A 15956-nucleotide genomic window follows, 5' to 3' on the forward strand; every position below is an offset into this window, starting at 1 on the left:
CCCGGCTTCGCCGCGCTTGCGATCGCCACGGCCGCGCTTGCGATCGCCACGTCCCAATGGTGGCGACCCGCTGCGCCCGGTTTCACCGCGCTTGCGATCGCCACGGCCGCGCTTGCGATCGCCACGTCCCGATGGTGGCGACCCGCTGCGCCCGGCTTCGCCGCGCTTGCGATCGCCACGGCCGCGCTTGCGATCGCCACGTCCCGATGGTGGCAGCTCGTGTTCGCTTCGGCCCGATAGGCTGACGGCCAAGAGTTCACGTCGTCAGGAGTCCCGCATGTCTCGGCCCGCCGCGACTGTCCACCGTGTCGTCAAGGCGTACGACGTGCGTGGTCTAGTCGGCGAAGAGCTCGACCAGCCACTGGTCACCGATCTGGGCGCAGCCTTCGCCAGACTGATGCGCGCCGAGGGCGCCCGCCAAGTCGTGATCGGCCACGACATGCGCGACAGTTCGCCCACCCTGGCCGCCGCCTTCGCCTCCGGCGTCACCGGCCAGGGTCTCGACGTGGTGCGCGTCGGTTTGGCCTCCACCGATCAGCTCTACTTCGCCTCCGGGTTGCTGGACTGTCCCGGCGCGATGTTCACCGCGAGCCACAACCCCGCCGCCTACAACGGAATCAAGCTGTGCCGGGCGGGGGCCAAACCGGTCGGGGCCGAGAGCGGGTTGCGCGTCATCGCCGACGACGTCATCGCCGGTGTCGAGGGATACGACGGTCCGCCCGGCGCCCTCAGCGATCGCGACGTGCTGGTCGACTACGGGGAATACCTGCGGTCACTGGTGGACACGTCCGGGCTGCGCCCGCTGCGCGTGGCCGTCGACGCCGGCAACGGCATGGCGGGTCTGACCACCCCCGCGGTGCTCGGCCCGATCGGCTCGATCACGTTGTTGCCGTTGTACTTCGAGCTCGACGGCTCCTTCCCTAATCACGAGGCCAACCCGCTCGAACCCGCCAACCTGGTGGACCTGCAGACGTTCGTGCGCGAGACCGGCGCCGACATCGGGCTGGCCTTCGACGGGGACGCCGACCGCTGCTTCGTGGTCGACGAACGCGGCAACCCCGTGTCGCCGTCGACCGTGACCAGCCTGGTGGCCGCGCGCGAGCTGGGCCGCGAGATCGGCGCGACGATCATCCACAACGTGATCACCTCGCGGGCGGTGCCCGAACTGGTCAGCGAGCGCGGCGGCACGCCGCTGCGGTCCCGGGTGGGCCACTCCTATATCAAGGCGCTGATGGCCGAGACCGGCGCGATCTTCGGCGGCGAACATTCGGCGCACTACTACTTCCGCGACTTCTGGGGTGCCGACTCCGGGATGCTGGCGGCGCTGTACGTGCTGGCCGCCCTCGGCGAGCAGGACCGCCCGCTCTCGGAGCTGACCGCGGACTACCAGCGCTACGAATCGTCCGGCGAGCTCAACTTCACCGTGGCCGACGCCGCGCAGTGCACCGAGGCGGTGCTGCGCTCGTTCGGCACCCGCATCCACTCCCTCGATCACGTGGACGGGGTGACGGTCGACCTGGGCGACGGCAACTGGTTCAACCTGCGCAGCTCGAACACCGAGCCGTTGCTGCGGCTCAACGTGGAGGGCCGTACCGCCGAGGACGTGGGCGCGGTGGTCGCCCAGATCAGCGCCGAGATCGCCGCTCACACCCCGCGCGCCGGGGCCGCCCCGTGAACGCCACCCGGGCAATCGATCTCGAGGACACCGATGGCCTGCTGACCGCCGACCGCGACGGCCTGCTGCGGGCGGCGTCGTCGGCCGGCGCGCAGGTGCGGGCGATCGCCACCGCGGTCGAGGAGGGCGCGCTGGACCCGCTGCGGGCCGAGGACCGTCCGCGCAGCGTGATTTGGGTGGCCGGTCGCGGCACCGCGGAGACGGCCGGGGTGATGCTGGCCGCGACGTTGGGTTCGGTGGCCTCCCAGCCGTTCACGCTGGCCGGCGAGGCACCCCCGTGGGTGGGCCCGCTCGACGTGCTGATCGTCGCGGGTGACGACCCGGGCGACCCCGCGCTGGTCGCGTCGGCCGCGACCGGGGTGCGTCGCGGCGCGCGGGTCGTGGTGGCGGCGCCGTATGAGGGTCCGCTGCGGGACGCGACCGCGGGGCGCGCGGCGGTGCTGGCGCCGCGGCTGGGAATTCCCGACGAATTCGGACTGTGCCGGTATCTGGCCGCCGGGCTGGCCGTGCTGCACGCCGTCGACCCGCGGCCCAGCGTGGACCTGGGGTTGCTCGCCGACGAACTCGACGCCGAGGCGCTGCGCAACAGCGCCGCGCGCGAGCTGTTCACCAATCCGGCCAAGCTGCTGGCCGCGCGCATCGCCGACCGCCAGGTCGCGCTGGCCGGCGACGGCGCCGCGACGCTGGCGCTGGCCCGGCACGGCAGCACGGTGCTGCTGCGGGTCGCGAACACGGTGACCGCCGCCACGGCGCTGGCGGACGCCGTGGTCGCCCTGCGCGCCGCCGCGACGGCTGGCATCGGGGGCGACTTCGCCGACCCCGACGCCGCTTTGTTCCACGACGAAGAGATCGACGGCCCCCTGCCCCAGCGGCTGCGGGTGCTGGCGGTCATCCTGGCGGCCGAGCAGACGCTGGTGGCCGCCCGGACGGCCGGGCTCGACGACGTCTACCTGCTCGCCGCCGAGGATGTGCCCGACGGGCCCGGCGGCTCGGCCGGCTCCGGTGTTTCGCCTGCGCTGGGTGGCCCCGGCCGCGCCGAGCAACAGCTGGCAGTATTAGCCGTCCGGCTGGAGATGGCCGCGGTTTACATGCGACTGGTGCGGGGATAAATAGAACAGTGGAACTGCTTCGCGGGGCCTTGAGAACGTACGCGTGGGGTTCGCGTACCGCGATCGCCGAGTTCACCGAACGTCCGGTGCCGGCGGCGCATCCGGAGGCCGAGCTCTGGTTCGGCGCCCACCCGGGCGATCCGGCCTGGCTGGAAACCGACCAGGGTGAAATCACCCTGCTCGAAGCGTTGGACGCCGACCCGGAGGGTCAGCTCGGCACGGGGTCGCGGGCGCGCTTCGGGGACGTGCTGCCCTTTCTGGTCAAGGTGCTGGCCGCCGACGAGCCGCTGTCGCTGCAGGCGCACCCGAGCGCCGCGCAGGCGGCCGAGGGCTACCTGCGCGAGGAGCGGGTCGGCATCCCGCTGACCTCGCCGGTGCGCAACTATCGCGACACCTCGCACAAGCCGGAGTTGCTGGTGGCGTTGCACCCCTTCGAGGCGCTGGCCGGGTTCCGCCAGGTGTCGCGCACCGTCGAGCTGCTGCGGGCCCTGGCGGTCTCGGACCTCGACCCCTTCATCGACCTGCTCAACGACCAGTCCGACGCCGACGGTCTGCGCGCGCTGTTCACCACGTGGATCACCGCGCCGCAGCCCGACATCGACGTGCTGGTGCCCGCCGTGCTGGACGGCGCCATCGCATATCTCAGTTCGGGGGCAACCGAATTCGCGGCCGAGGCCAAGACGGTACTCGAACTCGGCGAACGCTATCCCGGCGACGCCGGCGTACTGGCGGCGTTGCTGCTCAACCGCGTCAGCCTGGGCCCGGGCGAGGCGATCTTCGTCTCCGCCGGCAACCTGCACACCTACCTGCGGGGCTTCGCGGTGGAGGTGATGGCCAACTCCGACAACGTGTTACGAGGCGGCCTGACCCCCAAGCACGTCGACGTGCCCGAGCTGCTGCGGGTGCTGGACTTCGCGCCCACCACCGAGGAGCAGTTGCGCCCGCACATCCGCCGCGAGGGCTTCGGGCTGATCTATGAGACGCCGACCGACGAGTTCGCCGTCGCGCTGCTCGAGCTCGAAGACGAGTACGTCGGCCACGAGGTGGACGCGACGTGCAGCCACGACGGGCCGCAGATCCTGTTGTGCATCCAGGGCTGCACGACGGTGCACGGCAAGTCCGGCTCGCTGACGCTCAAGCGGGGCATGGCCGCGTGGGTGGCGGCCGACGACGCCCCGATCCGGCTGGTCGCCCACGAGCCCAGCAAGCTGTTCAGGGCGACGGTAGGGCTCTAGCGCGTCGCTCGCCCAGCCACAGCCGCGCGTTGTGCGCCATGGCACGGCCGATGATCCGCGGCGGCGGAACCATGTAGAGGCTGTCCAGCAGCGAGAACCGGCGCAAAAACCATTCCGCCAGAACGGGTTCAGTTTCTGCGGCGCCGAGGAACTGGTCGAACAGCGCGCCGGAGGGCCGCCACCACCAGGGAATCGGACCCTTCGTGCCGGCGTGGTGGAAGGTGATGTCGCCGATGGCGTTCATCATCCACACCGGGAAGGTGCTTTTCGCGGTGGCCCGGCTCAACGCCGCGGCCAGCTGATCGTCGGGGCCTTGCACCGCGCGGCGCAGATGGCCGGCCTGCAATGAGGTCATCGTCATGCCCTGGCCGAAGGTCGGGTTGAAGCTGGCCACCGCGTCGCCGAAGGCGATGATGCCGCCGGGGAACCGGTCCAGTTTGTCGTAGCGGCGCCACTTGCTGGCCGGAAAGGCGTGGAAGGCCGGATCGCCGAGCGGCTCGGCCTGGGCCAGCGCCGCATTGAAGTGCGGAGGCAGCAGTTGTTCGCCCAGGGCCAGCATCTCGGGGAAGGTCCTCGGCGGTTTGACGTTGGCCACGCCGAAGGTGGTCAGGACCCACGTGCCGTCCTCGTAGCACAGCATGCCCAGCCCCAGGGACTGGTCGTGGGAGGCGCCGGCGACCACGACCTTCTCCGCGATCAACCCATCGGGGATGCGGAACTGCTGGGTGGCGTAGTTGATGCCGATGTCGACGGACTGCTCGACGGGGCGCGCAAATCCCCATTGCGTCAACCACACCGGCAGCCGGGTGCCCCGCCCCGCCGCGTCGACGACGAGGTCCGCGTCGACGAATTCTGGCTCGCCGCCGTCGGGATCGGCCGGATCCACCAGCACGCCGATCACACGTTGTCGCGCCGGGTCGAACCGCGGTTCGGCCACCGAGCGCCGCACGATGGTGACGTTGTGGAGGCCGTGAACGCGTTTGCGCAGCTGCCATTCCAGGTGCGGCCGGCTGGGGACGTAGGCGGTGAATTCGTCGCGCAGGGTTTGCCCAGTGCCCAGGACGTGGCCCGCGGCGCCCAGGTGGATACAGTCGGGCCGGTTCTCCAGCTTGGGCACGCCGGCGGCCACCATGTCGTCGAGCAGGCCGGGAAAAAGGTTCTCGAATTCGATCGCCCCCCGCGCCATCAACATGTGCAGGTGCCGGTCCTGGGGGACCGTCGCCCGGTTCGTCGGGACGGCCGGTAACTCGTCGCGCTCGTAGACGGTCACCCGTGAATACGTGTCGGAAAGCACCCGCGCGGCGCACAGCCCGGCGATGCTCCCCCCGATGACCAGCGCGTGGTCCCTCGCGTTTGCTTTGCTGTCCGGCATCTGGGGGGAGTACCCAGTACTGTGTCGGACCAATGGCTCCCAGCGTTGGGAAAGGGCGGTTGCATGGCCAATCGATGGCGCACGAAGTCGGTGGAACAATCGATCGCCGACACCGACGAGCCGGACACCAAGTTGCGCAAGGACCTTACGTGGTGGGACCTGGTCGTCTTCGGCGTCGCGGTGGTGATCGGCGCCGGCATCTTCACGGTCACCGCGTCGACCACCGGCGACATCACCGGGCCATCCATCTGGTTGTCGTTCGTGATCGCGGCGGGCACCTGCGCGCTGGCGGCGCTGTGTTACGCCGAGTTCGCCTCGACGCTGCCGGTGGCCGGTAGCGCCTACACCTTCTCCTACGCGACCTTCGGGGAGTTCCTGGCCTGGATCATCGGCTGGAACCTGCTGCTGGAATTGGCGATCGGCGCCGCGGTGGTGGCCAAGGGCTGGTCGAGCTATCTGGGCACGGTGTTCGGGTTCGCCGGTGGCACAGCCGAATTCGGGCCGGCCGAGGTCGACTGGGGTGCCCTGGTGATCGTCGCGGGAGTGGCGACGCTGATCGCGTTGGGCACCAAGCTCTCGTCGAGGTTCTCCGCCGTGGTCACCGCGATCAAGGTGTCGGTCGTGCTGTTCGTCGTGGTGGTCGGCGCCTTCTACATCAAGCGTGCCAACTATTCGCCGTTCATTCCCAAACCCGAAGCCAGTAGCGAGGCCAAGGGCATCGACCAGTCGGTCTTGTCGTTGCTGACCGGCGCGCACAGCAGCCACTACGGCTGGTACGGCGTGCTGGCGGGGGCGTCCATCGTGTTCTTCGCGTTCATCGGATTCGACATCGTGGCCACCATGGCCGAGGAGACCAAGCATCCGCAGCGCGACGTCCCCCGGGGGATCCTGGCGTCGCTGGGCATCGTGACCCTGCTCTACGTCGCGGTCGCGGTCGTGCTGTCGGGCATGGTGTCCTACACGCAACTCAAGACCGTGCGCGGCCGCGGGCAGGCGAACCTGGCCACCGCCTTCACCGCGAACGGCATTCACTGGGCCAGCAAGGTCATCTCGATCGGCGCGCTCGCCGGATTGACCACCGTGGTGATGGTGCTGATGCTCGGCCAGTGCCGGGTGCTGTTCGCGATGGCGCGCGACGGGCTGTTGCCGCGCTCGCTGGCCAAGACCGGTTCGCGGGGCACCCCGGTGCGGATCACCGTGCTCGTCGCCCTGGTGGTGGCCGTGACCGCGTCGGTCTTCCCCATCACCAAGCTCGAGGAGATGGTCAACGTCGGGACGCTGTTCGCGTTCGTGCTGGTCTCCGCCGGCGTGATCGTGCTGCGCCGCACCAGGCCGGACTTGGAGCGCGGGTTCAAGGCGCCGTGGGTGCCGGTGCTTCCGATCGCCTCGATCGCAGCCTGCGTCTGGCTGATGCTCAACCTCACCGCGCTGACCTGGGTCCGGTTCGGGGTCTGGCTGGTGGTGGGCACGGCGATCTACGTCGGCTACGGCTACCGGCATTCGGTGCAGGGCGAGCGTGAGGCGGTGACGGCCCAGCCCAGCGACGCGCTCGAGGCGGACCCCAACAGCCCGGTGCCGTAGATACGCTTGCTTTACAAAATAACGATTTTTGTCTAGACAGAAGACGCAAACGTCGGTATTGTCCAACCTCAACGTGGTGTGACTCACAAGGAGGTTTGGCATATGACCACACTCGAACCGCAACTCGAGCAGGGAACCGGCGCGCCCGTCTGGCGGGACAAGAAGCGTCGCCTGTGGCTGATGGGCCTGATCGCCCCGACGGCGCTGTTCGTGATGCTGCCGCTCGTCTGGGCGTTGAACCGGCTCGGCTGGCACGCCGCCGCGCAGGTGCCGCTGTGGATCGGGCCGATCCTGCTGTGGGTCGTGCTGCCGATCCTGGACCTGCGCTTCGGGCCCGACGGGCAGAACCCGCCGGACGAGGTGATGGAGCAGCTGGAGAACGACAAGTACTACCGCTACTGCACCTACCTGTACATCCCGTTCCAGTACTTGAGCGTGGTGATGGGCGCCTACCTGTTCACGGCCTCGAATCTGCACTGGCTCGGTTTCCCGGACTCCCAAGGCGGCCTGGGCTGGGCGGGCAAGCTGGGCCTGGCCCTGTCGGTCGGGGTGCTCGGGGGGGTTGGCATCAACACCGCGCACGAAATGGGCCACAAGAAGGATGCGCTGGAGCGCTGGCTGTCCAAGATTACCCTGGCGCAGACCTGCTACGGCCACTTCTACATCGAGCACAACCGCGGCCACCACGTGCGGGTGGCCACCCCGGAGGACCCGGCCTCGTCGCGCTTCGGGGAGACCTTCTGGGAGTTCTTGCCGCGCAGCGTCTTCGGGAGCCTGCGCTCGTCGCTGCGGCTGGAAGCACAGCGGATCCGCCGGCAGGGCTCCAGCCCATGGCACCCCAAGACGTATTTGTCCAACGACGTCCTCAACGCGTGGGCCATGTCGGTGGTGTTGTGGGGGGTCCTGATCGCGGTCTTCGGTCCGGCGCTGATCCCGTTCGTGATCATCCAGGCGGTCTTCGGCTTCAGCCTGCTCGAGTCGGTCAACTACCTCGAGCACTACGGCCTTCTGCGGCAACAGAATTCGAGCGGCCGCTACGAGCGCTGCACCCCCGCGCACAGCTGGAACTCCGACCACGTGGTGACCAACCTGTTCCTGTACCACCTGCAGCGGCACAGCGATCACCACGCCAACCCGACGCGGCGCTACCAGACGCTGCGCAGCCTGGACGGCTCGCCCAACCTGCCCAGTGGGTACGCGTCGATGATCTCGCTCACCTACTTCCCGCCACTGTGGCGCAAGGTGATGGACCGCCGGGTGCTGGCGCACTACGACGGTGACATCACCCGCGTCAACGTCGCGCCGCGGCGGCGCGAGAAGCTGCTGGCGCGCTACGGCGCGCAGGAGGCCCGGGCATGACCGTCTACCGCTGCCCCGGCTGCGACTACGTCTACGACGAGACAAAAGGCGCTCCGCGGGAAGGCTTTCCCGCGGGGACGCCCTTCAGTGACATACCCGACGACTGGTGCTGCCCCGATTGTGCGGTGCGCGAAAAGGTCGATTTCGAAACCACGACTGTGGGATAGGAGTGAACCGATGAGTGAGGACTACAAGCTCTTCATCTGCGTGCAATGCGGATTCGAGTACGACGAGGCCAAGGGCTGGCCGGAGGACGGCATCGCGCCCGGAACCCGATGGGCCGACATCCCCGAGGACTGGAGCTGCCCGGATTGCGGCGCGGCCAAAGCCGACTTCGAGATGGTGGAGATCGCCCGGTCGTGATCTCCGCCGGTGACGATGCAGAGCGTAGCGATGAGGAGGAGCGGCGCCATGATCCCGGCGCACGTTGTCGACGGTAGGCAAACGGCAGATTTCGAAGCCCGGACCGCTATTGTCGCGCCTGTGAAGCGGATGCCGTACGCCGAGGCGTCGCGCGCCCTGCTGCGCGACTCGGTGCTCGACGCGATGCGGGAACTGCTGTTGACCCGGGACTGGTCGGCCGTCACCTTGTCCGACGTGGCCCGCGCCGCGGGCATCAGCCGGCAGACCATCTACAACGAGTTCGGCTCGCGGCAGGGTCTGGCGCAGGGGTATGGCCTGCGCCTGGCCGACCGCCTGGTCGACGCCGTCAACGCCGCGCTACAGGCCCACGTCGGCGACATCTATGAGGCATTCCTGCAGGGGTTCCGCGACCTGTTCACCGAGCTGTCGGCCGACCCGCTGGTGATCTCGCTGCTGACCGGCGTCGCCAAACCGGACCTGCTGCAGATCATCACGACGGGTAGCGCGCCCATCATCACGCGGGCCTCCGAGCGGCTGACCACCGCGCTCACGCACAGCTGGGTGTCCACCAGCGACGAGGACGCCGGCGTGCTCGCGCGTGCCATCGTTCGGCTGGCGCTGAGCTACGTGTCGATGCCGCCCGAGGCCGACCACGACGTGGCCGCCGATCTCGCGCGGCTGATGACGCCGTTCGCCGAGCGGCACGGTGTCGTCAACGTTCCCTGAACGTTGCCTGGCCCGTGCGGCGTACGGGCGCACGACTACAGTGGCGCAAGAACATACCTAAGCTAATTACCGCTTGGATCCGAGCGAGCCCCCAGACGGCAGAAAAAAGGAAGAGAAGCTATGACGACGACCGAAAACGCACTGACCCCCGACGTTCGAAACGGCATCGACTTCAAGGTCGCCGATTTGTCGTTGGCGGATTACGGTCGCCGGGACATCGAGCTCTCCGAGCAGGAGATGCCGGGTCTGATGTCGCTGCGCCGCGAGTACCACGACGTGCAGCCGCTCAAGGGCGCGCGCATCTCGGGTTCGCTGCACATGACCGTGCAGACCGCGGTGCTGATCGAGACCCTCGTCGCGCTGGGCGCCGAGGTCCGCTGGGCATCCTGCAACATCTTCTCCACTCAGGACCACGCCGCGGCCGCGGTCGTCGTCGGCCCGCACGGCACCCCGGAGGAGCCCAAGGGCGTTCCGGTGTACGCGTGGAAGGGTGAGACGCTCGAGGAGTACTGGTGGGCGGCCGAGCAGGTGCTGACCTGGCCCGACGAGCCCGCGAACATGATTCTGGACGACGGCGGCGACGCCACCATGCTGGTGCTGCGCGGCGCGCAGTACGAGAAGGCCGGAGTGGTGCCGCCGGACGAGGAAGACGACTCGACCGAGCACCGGGTGTTCTTGAACCTGCTGCGCAAGCGTTTCGAGACCGACAAGGACAAGTGGACCAAGATCGCCGCGTCGATCAAGGGCGTCTCGGAGGAGACCACCACCGGTGTGCTGCGCCTCTACCAGTTCGCCGCGGCCGGCGACCTGGCGTTCCCGGCGATCAACGTCAACGACTCGGTCACCAAGTCCAAGTTCGACAACAAGTACGGCTGCCGGCACTCGCTGATCGACGGCATCAACCGCGGCACCGACGTGCTGATCGGCGGCAAGAAGGTCCTGATCTGCGGCTACGGCGACGTCGGTAAGGGTTCGGCCGAGTCCGTGGCCGGCCAGGGCGCGCGGGTGACCGTCACCGAGATCGACCCGATCAACGCCCTGCAGGCGCTGATGGAGGGCTTCGACGTCAAGCGGGTGGAAGACGTGATCGGCGAGGCCGACATCATCATCACGACCACCGGCAACAAGGACATCATCACCCTCGAGCACATGAAGGCGATGAAGGACAAGGCGATCCTCGGCAACATCGGCCACTTCGACAACGAGATCCAGATCGCCCGGCTGGAAAAGTCCGGCGCCACCAAGACCAACATCCGCCCGCAGGTCGACCTGTGGACCTTCGGCGACACCGGCAAGTCGATCATCGTGCTCTCCGAGGGCCGGCTGCTGAACCTGGGTAACGCGACCGGACACCCGTCGTTCGTGATGAGCAACAGCTTCTCCAACCAGGTCATCGCCCAGATCGAGCTGTGGACCAAGAACGACGAGTACGACAACGAGGTCTACCGGCTGCCCAAGCACCTCGACGAGAAGGTGGCCCGCATCCACGTGGAGGCCCTCGGCGGCCAGCTGACCAAGCTGACCAAGGAGCAGGCCGAGTACATCGGCGTCGACGTCGACGGCCCCTACAAGGCCGACCACTACCGCTACTGATCGCGGCTCCTGAGCCGCGTGCGCGGCTGCGCGGGCGCTAGGCTCGCGCCGTGCTGATCGCGATCGAAGGCGTCGACGGCGCCGGCAAGCGGACGCTGTCCGAAGGGCTGCGCAAGGCGTTCGAGGCGACCGGGAAGTCGGTGGCCATGTTGGCCTTTCCGCGGTACGGCCAATCGGCGACGGCCGACATCGCGGCCGAGGCGCTGCACGGCGAGCACGGCGACCTCGCGTCCTCGGTCTACGCGATGGCGACGCTGTTCGCGCTCGACCGCGCCGCGGCGGTCGAGCATCTCGAAGGGCTGCGCCGCGACTACGACGTGGTGATCATGGATCGCTACGTCGCCTCCAACGCGGCCTACACCGCCGCCCGCCTGCATCAGGACGCGGGCGGGCCTGCGGTGGCCTGGGTGCACGGCCTCGAATACCAGCGCCTGGGCCTGCCCGCCCCCGACTGGCAGGTGCTGCTCGCGGTGTCGGCCGAGCTGGCGGGGCAGCGCGCGCGCAGCCGCGCCGAATCCGATCCGAGTCGCGCGCGCGACAGCTACGAACGCGACGACGGGCTCCAGCAACGCACCGGCGACGTCTACGCGGGGCTGGCCGCCGCCGGCTGGGGAGGTTCGTGGCGGGTCGTCGACAAAGACGTCGATCCGGGTGGTTTGGCCGCTGCTTTGATGGCCAAATAGCACAGATTTGTCACGATTCGGCCTTATCGGAGAAGAAACGCCCGTGTGGCGCCCGAGTTTTGTCCCGATCTGGTGACACCATGGACTCCATGAGGCAAAGGATTTTGGTCGTCGATGACGACGCTTCGCTAGCCGAGATGCTCACCATCGTGCTTCGTGGGGAGGGTTTCGACACTGCGGTCATCGGTGACGGCACCCAGGCCCTGACTGCGGTGCGCGAACTGCGCCCCGATTTGGTGTTGTTGGACCTGATGTTGCCCGGCATGAACGGCATCGACGTGTGCCGGGTGTTGCGCGCCGATTCGGGCGTGCCGATCGTGATGCTGACCGCCAAGACCGACACCGTCGACGTCGTCCTGGGCCTCGAGTCGGGCGCCGACGACTACATCATGAAGCCGTTCAAGCCCAAGGAGCTGGTGGCCCGGGTGCGGGCGCGGCTGCGGCGCAACGACGACGAGCCCGCCGAGATGCTGTCCATCGCCGACGTCGAGATCGACGTGCCGGCGCACAAGGTCACCCGCAACGGCGAGCAGATCTCTTTGACCCCGCTGGAGTTCGACCTGCTGGTGGCGTTGGCGCGCAAACCGCGGCAGGTGTTTACTCGTGATGTGCTGCTCGAACAGGTGTGGGGCTATCGTCACCCGGCGGATACGCGTCTGGTGAACGTGCACGTCCAGCGCCTGCGGGCCAAGGTTGAGAAAGACCCTGAGAACCCGACCGTGGTGTTGACCGTTCGAGGAGTGGGTTACAAGGCCGGACCTCCGTGACCCACGCACGTCTAGAGCGTCGTAGGGAGGAGCGCCGGCGGTGATCTGGGGCTCCCGGCGACGTACTCGGAGCCGCTGGGGGCGCTCCGGCCCCATGACTCGCGGCATGGGCGCAGTGAGTCGGGCCGTGGCCATCGCCTGGCGCCGCTCGTTGCAGTTGCGGGTCGTCGCGTTGACGCTTGGGCTGTCGCTGGCGGTGATCCTGGCGCTCGGCTTCGTATTGACTTCTCAGGTCACCAATCGCGTGCTCGATGTCAAGGTCAAGGCCGCGATCGAGCAGATCGAGCGGGCGCGCACCACCGTCGGTGGGATCGTCAACGGTGAGGAGGCGCGCTCGCTGGACAGCAGCCTCCAGTTGGCCCGCAACACGCTGACCTCCAAGACCGACCCGGCCTCGGGCGCGGGGATGGCCGGCGCCTTCGACGCGGTGCTGATGGTGCCGGGCGACGGCCCGCGCGCCGCGACCACGGCCGGGCCCGTCGACCAGGTGCCCAATTCGTTGCGCGGCTTCGTCAAGGCCGGGCAGGCGTCCTATCAGTACGCGACCGTGCACACCGACGGGTTCTCCGGCCCGGCGCTGATCGTCGGCACTCCCGCGTCCTCGCAAGTGGCGAACCTGGAGCTGTACCTGATCTTCCCGCTGAAGAACGAACAGGCCACGATCCAGCTGGTGCGCGGGACCATGATCACCGGCGGTGCGGTGCTGCTGGTGTTGCTGGCCGGGATCGCGCTGCTGGTCTCGCGCCAGGTGGTGGTGCCGGTACGGTCGGCGTCGCGCATCGCCGAACGGTTCGCCGAGGGGCACCTGTCCGAACGCATGCCGGTGCGCGGCGAGGACGACATGGCGCGCCTGGCGATGTCGTTCAACGACATGGCGGAAAGCCTGTCGCGTCAGATCACCCAGTTGGAGGAGTTCGGTAATCTGCAGCGCCGCTTCACTTCTGACGTGAGCCACGAGCTGCGCACCCCGCTGACCACGGTGCGCATGGCCGCCGACCTGATCTATGACCACAGCGCGGACCTGGACCCGACGCTGGCGCGCTCCACCGAGCTGATGGTCAGCGAGTTGGACCGGTTCGAGTCTCTGCTCAACGACCTGCTGGAGATCTCCCGGCACGACGCCGGTGTCGCCGAGCTGTCCGTCGAGGCGGTCGACCTGCGCACCACCGTGCGCAGCGCGCTGAGCAACGTCGGGCATCTGGCCGAGGACGCCGGCATCGAACTGAAGGTGGATCTGCCGACGCACGAGGTCATCGCCGAGGTCGACACCCGCCGGGTCGAACGCATCCTGCGCAACCTGATCGCCAACGCCATCGACCACGCCGAGCACAAGCCGGTCAAGATCCGGATGGGCGCCGACGAGGACACGGTCGCGGTCACCGTCCGCGACTACGGTGTCGGGCTGCGGCCCGGTGAGGAGAAGCTGGTGTTCAGCCGGTTCTGGCGCGCGGACCCCTCGCGGGTGCGCCGGTCCGGCGGCACCGGGCTCGGCCTGGCGATCAGCATCGAGGACGCGCGGCTGCACCAGGGCCGGCTGGAGGCGTGGGGCGAACCGGGCGACGGTTCGTGCTTCCGGCTGACGCTCCCGCTGGTGCGCGGCCACAAGGTCACCACCAGCCCGCTGCCCATGAAGCCGATTCCGCAGCCCGCCCCGCAGGCCGGTGGGTCCGAGCGCAAGGAACGCCCGCCGCGCCAGCGTGAGCACGCGGAAAGGACGCTGTGATGCGGCGGCTGTTGGGCCTGCTGGTGTTGGCCGTGCTGCTGGCGGGGTGCGCCGGGGTGCCCAGTTCGTCGGCGCCGCAGGCCATCGGGACCGTCGAGCGGCCGGCGCCGTCGAACCTGCCCAAGCCGACCCCGGGCATGGACCCCGACGTGCTGCTGCGCGAATTCCTCAAGGCCACAGCCGATCCCGCGAACCGGCACCTGGCCGCCCGCCAGTTCCTCACCCAGTCGGCGTCCAATTCCTGGGACGACGCCGGTAGCGCGCTGCTGATCGACCACGTCGTGTTCGTCGAAACCCGTGCGGCCGAACGGGTTTCAGCAACCATGCGAGCCGACATTCTGGGCTCGCTGTCCGACATGGGGGTGTTCGAGACCGCCGAGGGCGTGCTGCCCGACCCGGGGCCGATCGAGTTGGTCAAGACCTCCGGCGGCTGGCGCATCGACCGCCTGCCCAACGGAGTCTTCCTGGACTGGCAGCAGTTTCAGGCGACCTACAAACGCAACACGCTCTATTTCGCCGACCCGACCGGCAAGACCGTGGTCCCCGATCCGCGCTATGTCGCGGTGCCCGACCACGACCAGCTCGCCACCGAGCTGGTCTCCAAGCTGATCGCCGGGCCGCGGCCCGAGATGGCCCACACGGTGCGCAACCTGCTCGCACCGCCGCTGCGGCTGCGCGGGCCGGTGACCCGGGCCGACGGCGGCAAGAGCGGGATCGGCCGCGGGTACGGCGGTGCGCGCGTCGATCTGGAGAAGCTGTCCACCACCGATCCGCACAGCAGGCAATTGGTTGCCGCACAGATCATTTGGACGCTGGCCCGGGCCGATATCCGGGGCCCGTATGTGATCAACGCCGACGGCGCGCCGCTGGACGACCGGTTCCGCGACGGGTGGACCACCTCCGATGTCGCGGCCACCGACCCCGGTGTGGCCGACGGTGCGGGCGCCGGGCTGCACGCGCTGGTGAACGGCTCACTGGTGTCGTTGGACGGGCAGCACACCGCGATGGTGCCCGGCGCGTTCGGGCGCATGGGGGACCAGACCGGCGCCGCGCTGTCGCGCAGCGGCCGGGAGGTGGCGTCGGTGGTGACGCTGCACCGCGGCGCCCCGGACATGGCGGCCTCCCTGTGGATCGGTGATCTTGGCGCAGAAGCGGTGCAGTCCGCCGACGGGCACAGCCTGTCGCGGCCCACCTGGTCGCTGGACGACGTGGTGTGGGTGGTGGTCGACGGCAACAACGTGCTGCGGGCGATCCAGGAGCCGGCGTCGGGGCAGCCCGCCCGCATCCCGGTGGATTCGGTGGCGGTGGCCACCCGGTTCCCCGGGCCCATCACCGACCTGCAGCTGTCCCGCGACAGCACGCGGGCCGCGATGGTGATCGGCGGCCAGGTGATCCTCGCCAGCGTCGAGCAGACCCAGGCCGGGCAGTATGCCCTGACCTATCCGCGCCGGCTGGGCTTCGGGTTGGGCAGTTCGGTGGTGTCGCTGTCCTGGCGCACCGGCGACGACATCGTGGTCACCCGCACCGACGCCAACCATCCGGTCTCCTACGTGAACATCGACGGGGTTAACTCCGACGCGCCGGCCCGCGGCCTGCAGATGCCGGTGACGACCGTGGTGGCCAACCCGTCCACGGCCTACGTCGCGGGACCCGAAGGGGTGCTGCAGTATTCGCCCTCCGCCGACGGTCAGCAGGGCTGGTCACAGGTGCCCGGGCTGACGATCCCCGGGGCGGCGCCGGTGCTGCCGGGCTAGCTGCTCGGCGGCCCAT

General features: G+C 68.9%; 14 protein-coding genes. 13 read left to right on the forward strand and 1 reads right to left on the reverse strand.

Annotation, left to right across the window (positions count from 1 at the left end):
* Positions 1 to 277: 277 nt before the first annotated feature.
* From ACZ50Z_RS00335 to manA, 3 genes are read left to right on the forward strand one after another with little or no spacing between them, the layout of a single operon-like run.
* Positions 278 to 1675, forward strand: a complete 1398-nt coding sequence (locus ACZ50Z_RS00335) for a phosphomannomutase/phosphoglucomutase (protein ID WP_464481757.1) — start codon at positions 278 to 280, stop codon at positions 1673 to 1675.
* Positions 1672 to 2784, forward strand: coding sequence for a TobH protein (locus ACZ50Z_RS00340; RefSeq protein WP_464481758.1), 1113 nt, complete (start codon positions 1672 to 1674; stop codon positions 2782 to 2784). Before ACZ50Z_RS00335 ends, ACZ50Z_RS00340 begins: the two co-directional genes overlap by 4 nt.
* 8 nt (positions 2785 to 2792) lie before the next feature.
* Complete coding sequence (gene manA / locus ACZ50Z_RS00345) at positions 2793 to 4019, forward strand: mannose-6-phosphate isomerase, class I (RefSeq protein ID WP_464481759.1); 1227 nt, start codon at positions 2793 to 2795, stop codon at positions 4017 to 4019.
* Here manA and ACZ50Z_RS00350 read toward each other — a convergent pair.
* Positions 3997 to 5355 (reverse strand): FAD-dependent oxidoreductase, encoded by a 1359-nt coding sequence (locus ACZ50Z_RS00350; protein ID WP_464486018.1) that lies wholly within the window; start codon positions 5353 to 5355, stop codon positions 3997 to 3999. The two genes, manA and ACZ50Z_RS00350, sit on opposite strands and share 23 nt — an antisense overlap.
* Positions 5356 to 5454: 99 nt before the next feature.
* On the opposite strand from ACZ50Z_RS00350, the gene ACZ50Z_RS00355 reads away from it, so the two are divergent.
* From ACZ50Z_RS00355 to lpqB, 10 genes are all read left to right on the forward strand, one after another.
* Complete coding sequence (locus ACZ50Z_RS00355; RefSeq protein WP_464481760.1) at positions 5455 to 6972, forward strand: amino acid permease; 1518 nt, start codon at positions 5455 to 5457, stop codon at positions 6970 to 6972.
* Positions 6973 to 7074: 102 nt separating this feature from the next.
* Complete coding sequence (locus ACZ50Z_RS00360; RefSeq protein WP_464481761.1) at positions 7075 to 8331, forward strand: alkane 1-monooxygenase; 1257 nt, start codon at positions 7075 to 7077, stop codon at positions 8329 to 8331.
* Positions 8328 to 8498, forward strand: coding sequence for a rubredoxin (locus tag ACZ50Z_RS00365; protein ID WP_464481762.1), 171 nt, complete (start codon positions 8328 to 8330; stop codon positions 8496 to 8498). Before ACZ50Z_RS00360 ends, ACZ50Z_RS00365 begins: the two co-directional genes overlap by 4 nt.
* Positions 8499 to 8508: 10 nt before the next feature.
* Positions 8509 to 8694 carry a rubredoxin gene (locus tag ACZ50Z_RS00370; protein WP_464481763.1) on the forward strand — a complete coding sequence of 62 codons (186 nt, stop codon included), beginning with the start codon at positions 8509 to 8511 and terminating at the stop codon, positions 8692 to 8694.
* Between the two features lie 129 nt (positions 8695 to 8823).
* Entirely contained in the window at positions 8824 to 9420 is a 597-nt protein-coding gene (gene alkX / locus ACZ50Z_RS00375) for a TetR family transcriptional regulator AlkX (protein WP_464486019.1), read from the forward strand.
* A gap of 120 nt (positions 9421 to 9540) precedes the next feature.
* Complete coding sequence (gene ahcY, locus ACZ50Z_RS00380) at positions 9541 to 11013, forward strand: adenosylhomocysteinase (protein WP_464481764.1); 1473 nt, start codon at positions 9541 to 9543, stop codon at positions 11011 to 11013.
* A 50-nt stretch (positions 11014 to 11063) separates the two neighbouring features.
* A complete protein-coding gene (locus ACZ50Z_RS00385) occupies positions 11064 to 11696 on the forward strand; it encodes a dTMP kinase (protein ID WP_464481765.1) in 633 nt (210 codons plus the stop codon).
* A gap of 80 nt (positions 11697 to 11776) precedes the next feature.
* Positions 11777 to 12463: a two-component system response regulator MtrA gene (gene mtrA / locus ACZ50Z_RS00390; RefSeq protein WP_007168097.1), complete on the forward strand. Its 687-nt coding sequence runs from the start codon at positions 11777 to 11779 to the stop codon at positions 12461 to 12463.
* A 40-nt stretch (positions 12464 to 12503) separates the two neighbouring features.
* Positions 12504 to 14186, forward strand: a complete 1683-nt coding sequence (gene mtrB / locus ACZ50Z_RS00395) for an MtrAB system histidine kinase MtrB (RefSeq protein ID WP_464481766.1) — start codon at positions 12504 to 12506, stop codon at positions 14184 to 14186.
* Positions 14186 to 15940 (forward strand): MtrAB system accessory lipoprotein LpqB, encoded by a 1755-nt coding sequence (gene lpqB, locus ACZ50Z_RS00400; protein ID WP_464481767.1) that lies wholly within the window; start codon positions 14186 to 14188, stop codon positions 15938 to 15940. Before mtrB ends, lpqB begins: the two co-directional genes overlap by 1 nt.
* Positions 15941 to 15956 lie beyond the last annotated feature (16 nt).

It is taken from the genome of Mycobacterium sp. NTMscope_MAC_269, from assembly GCF_976985695.1.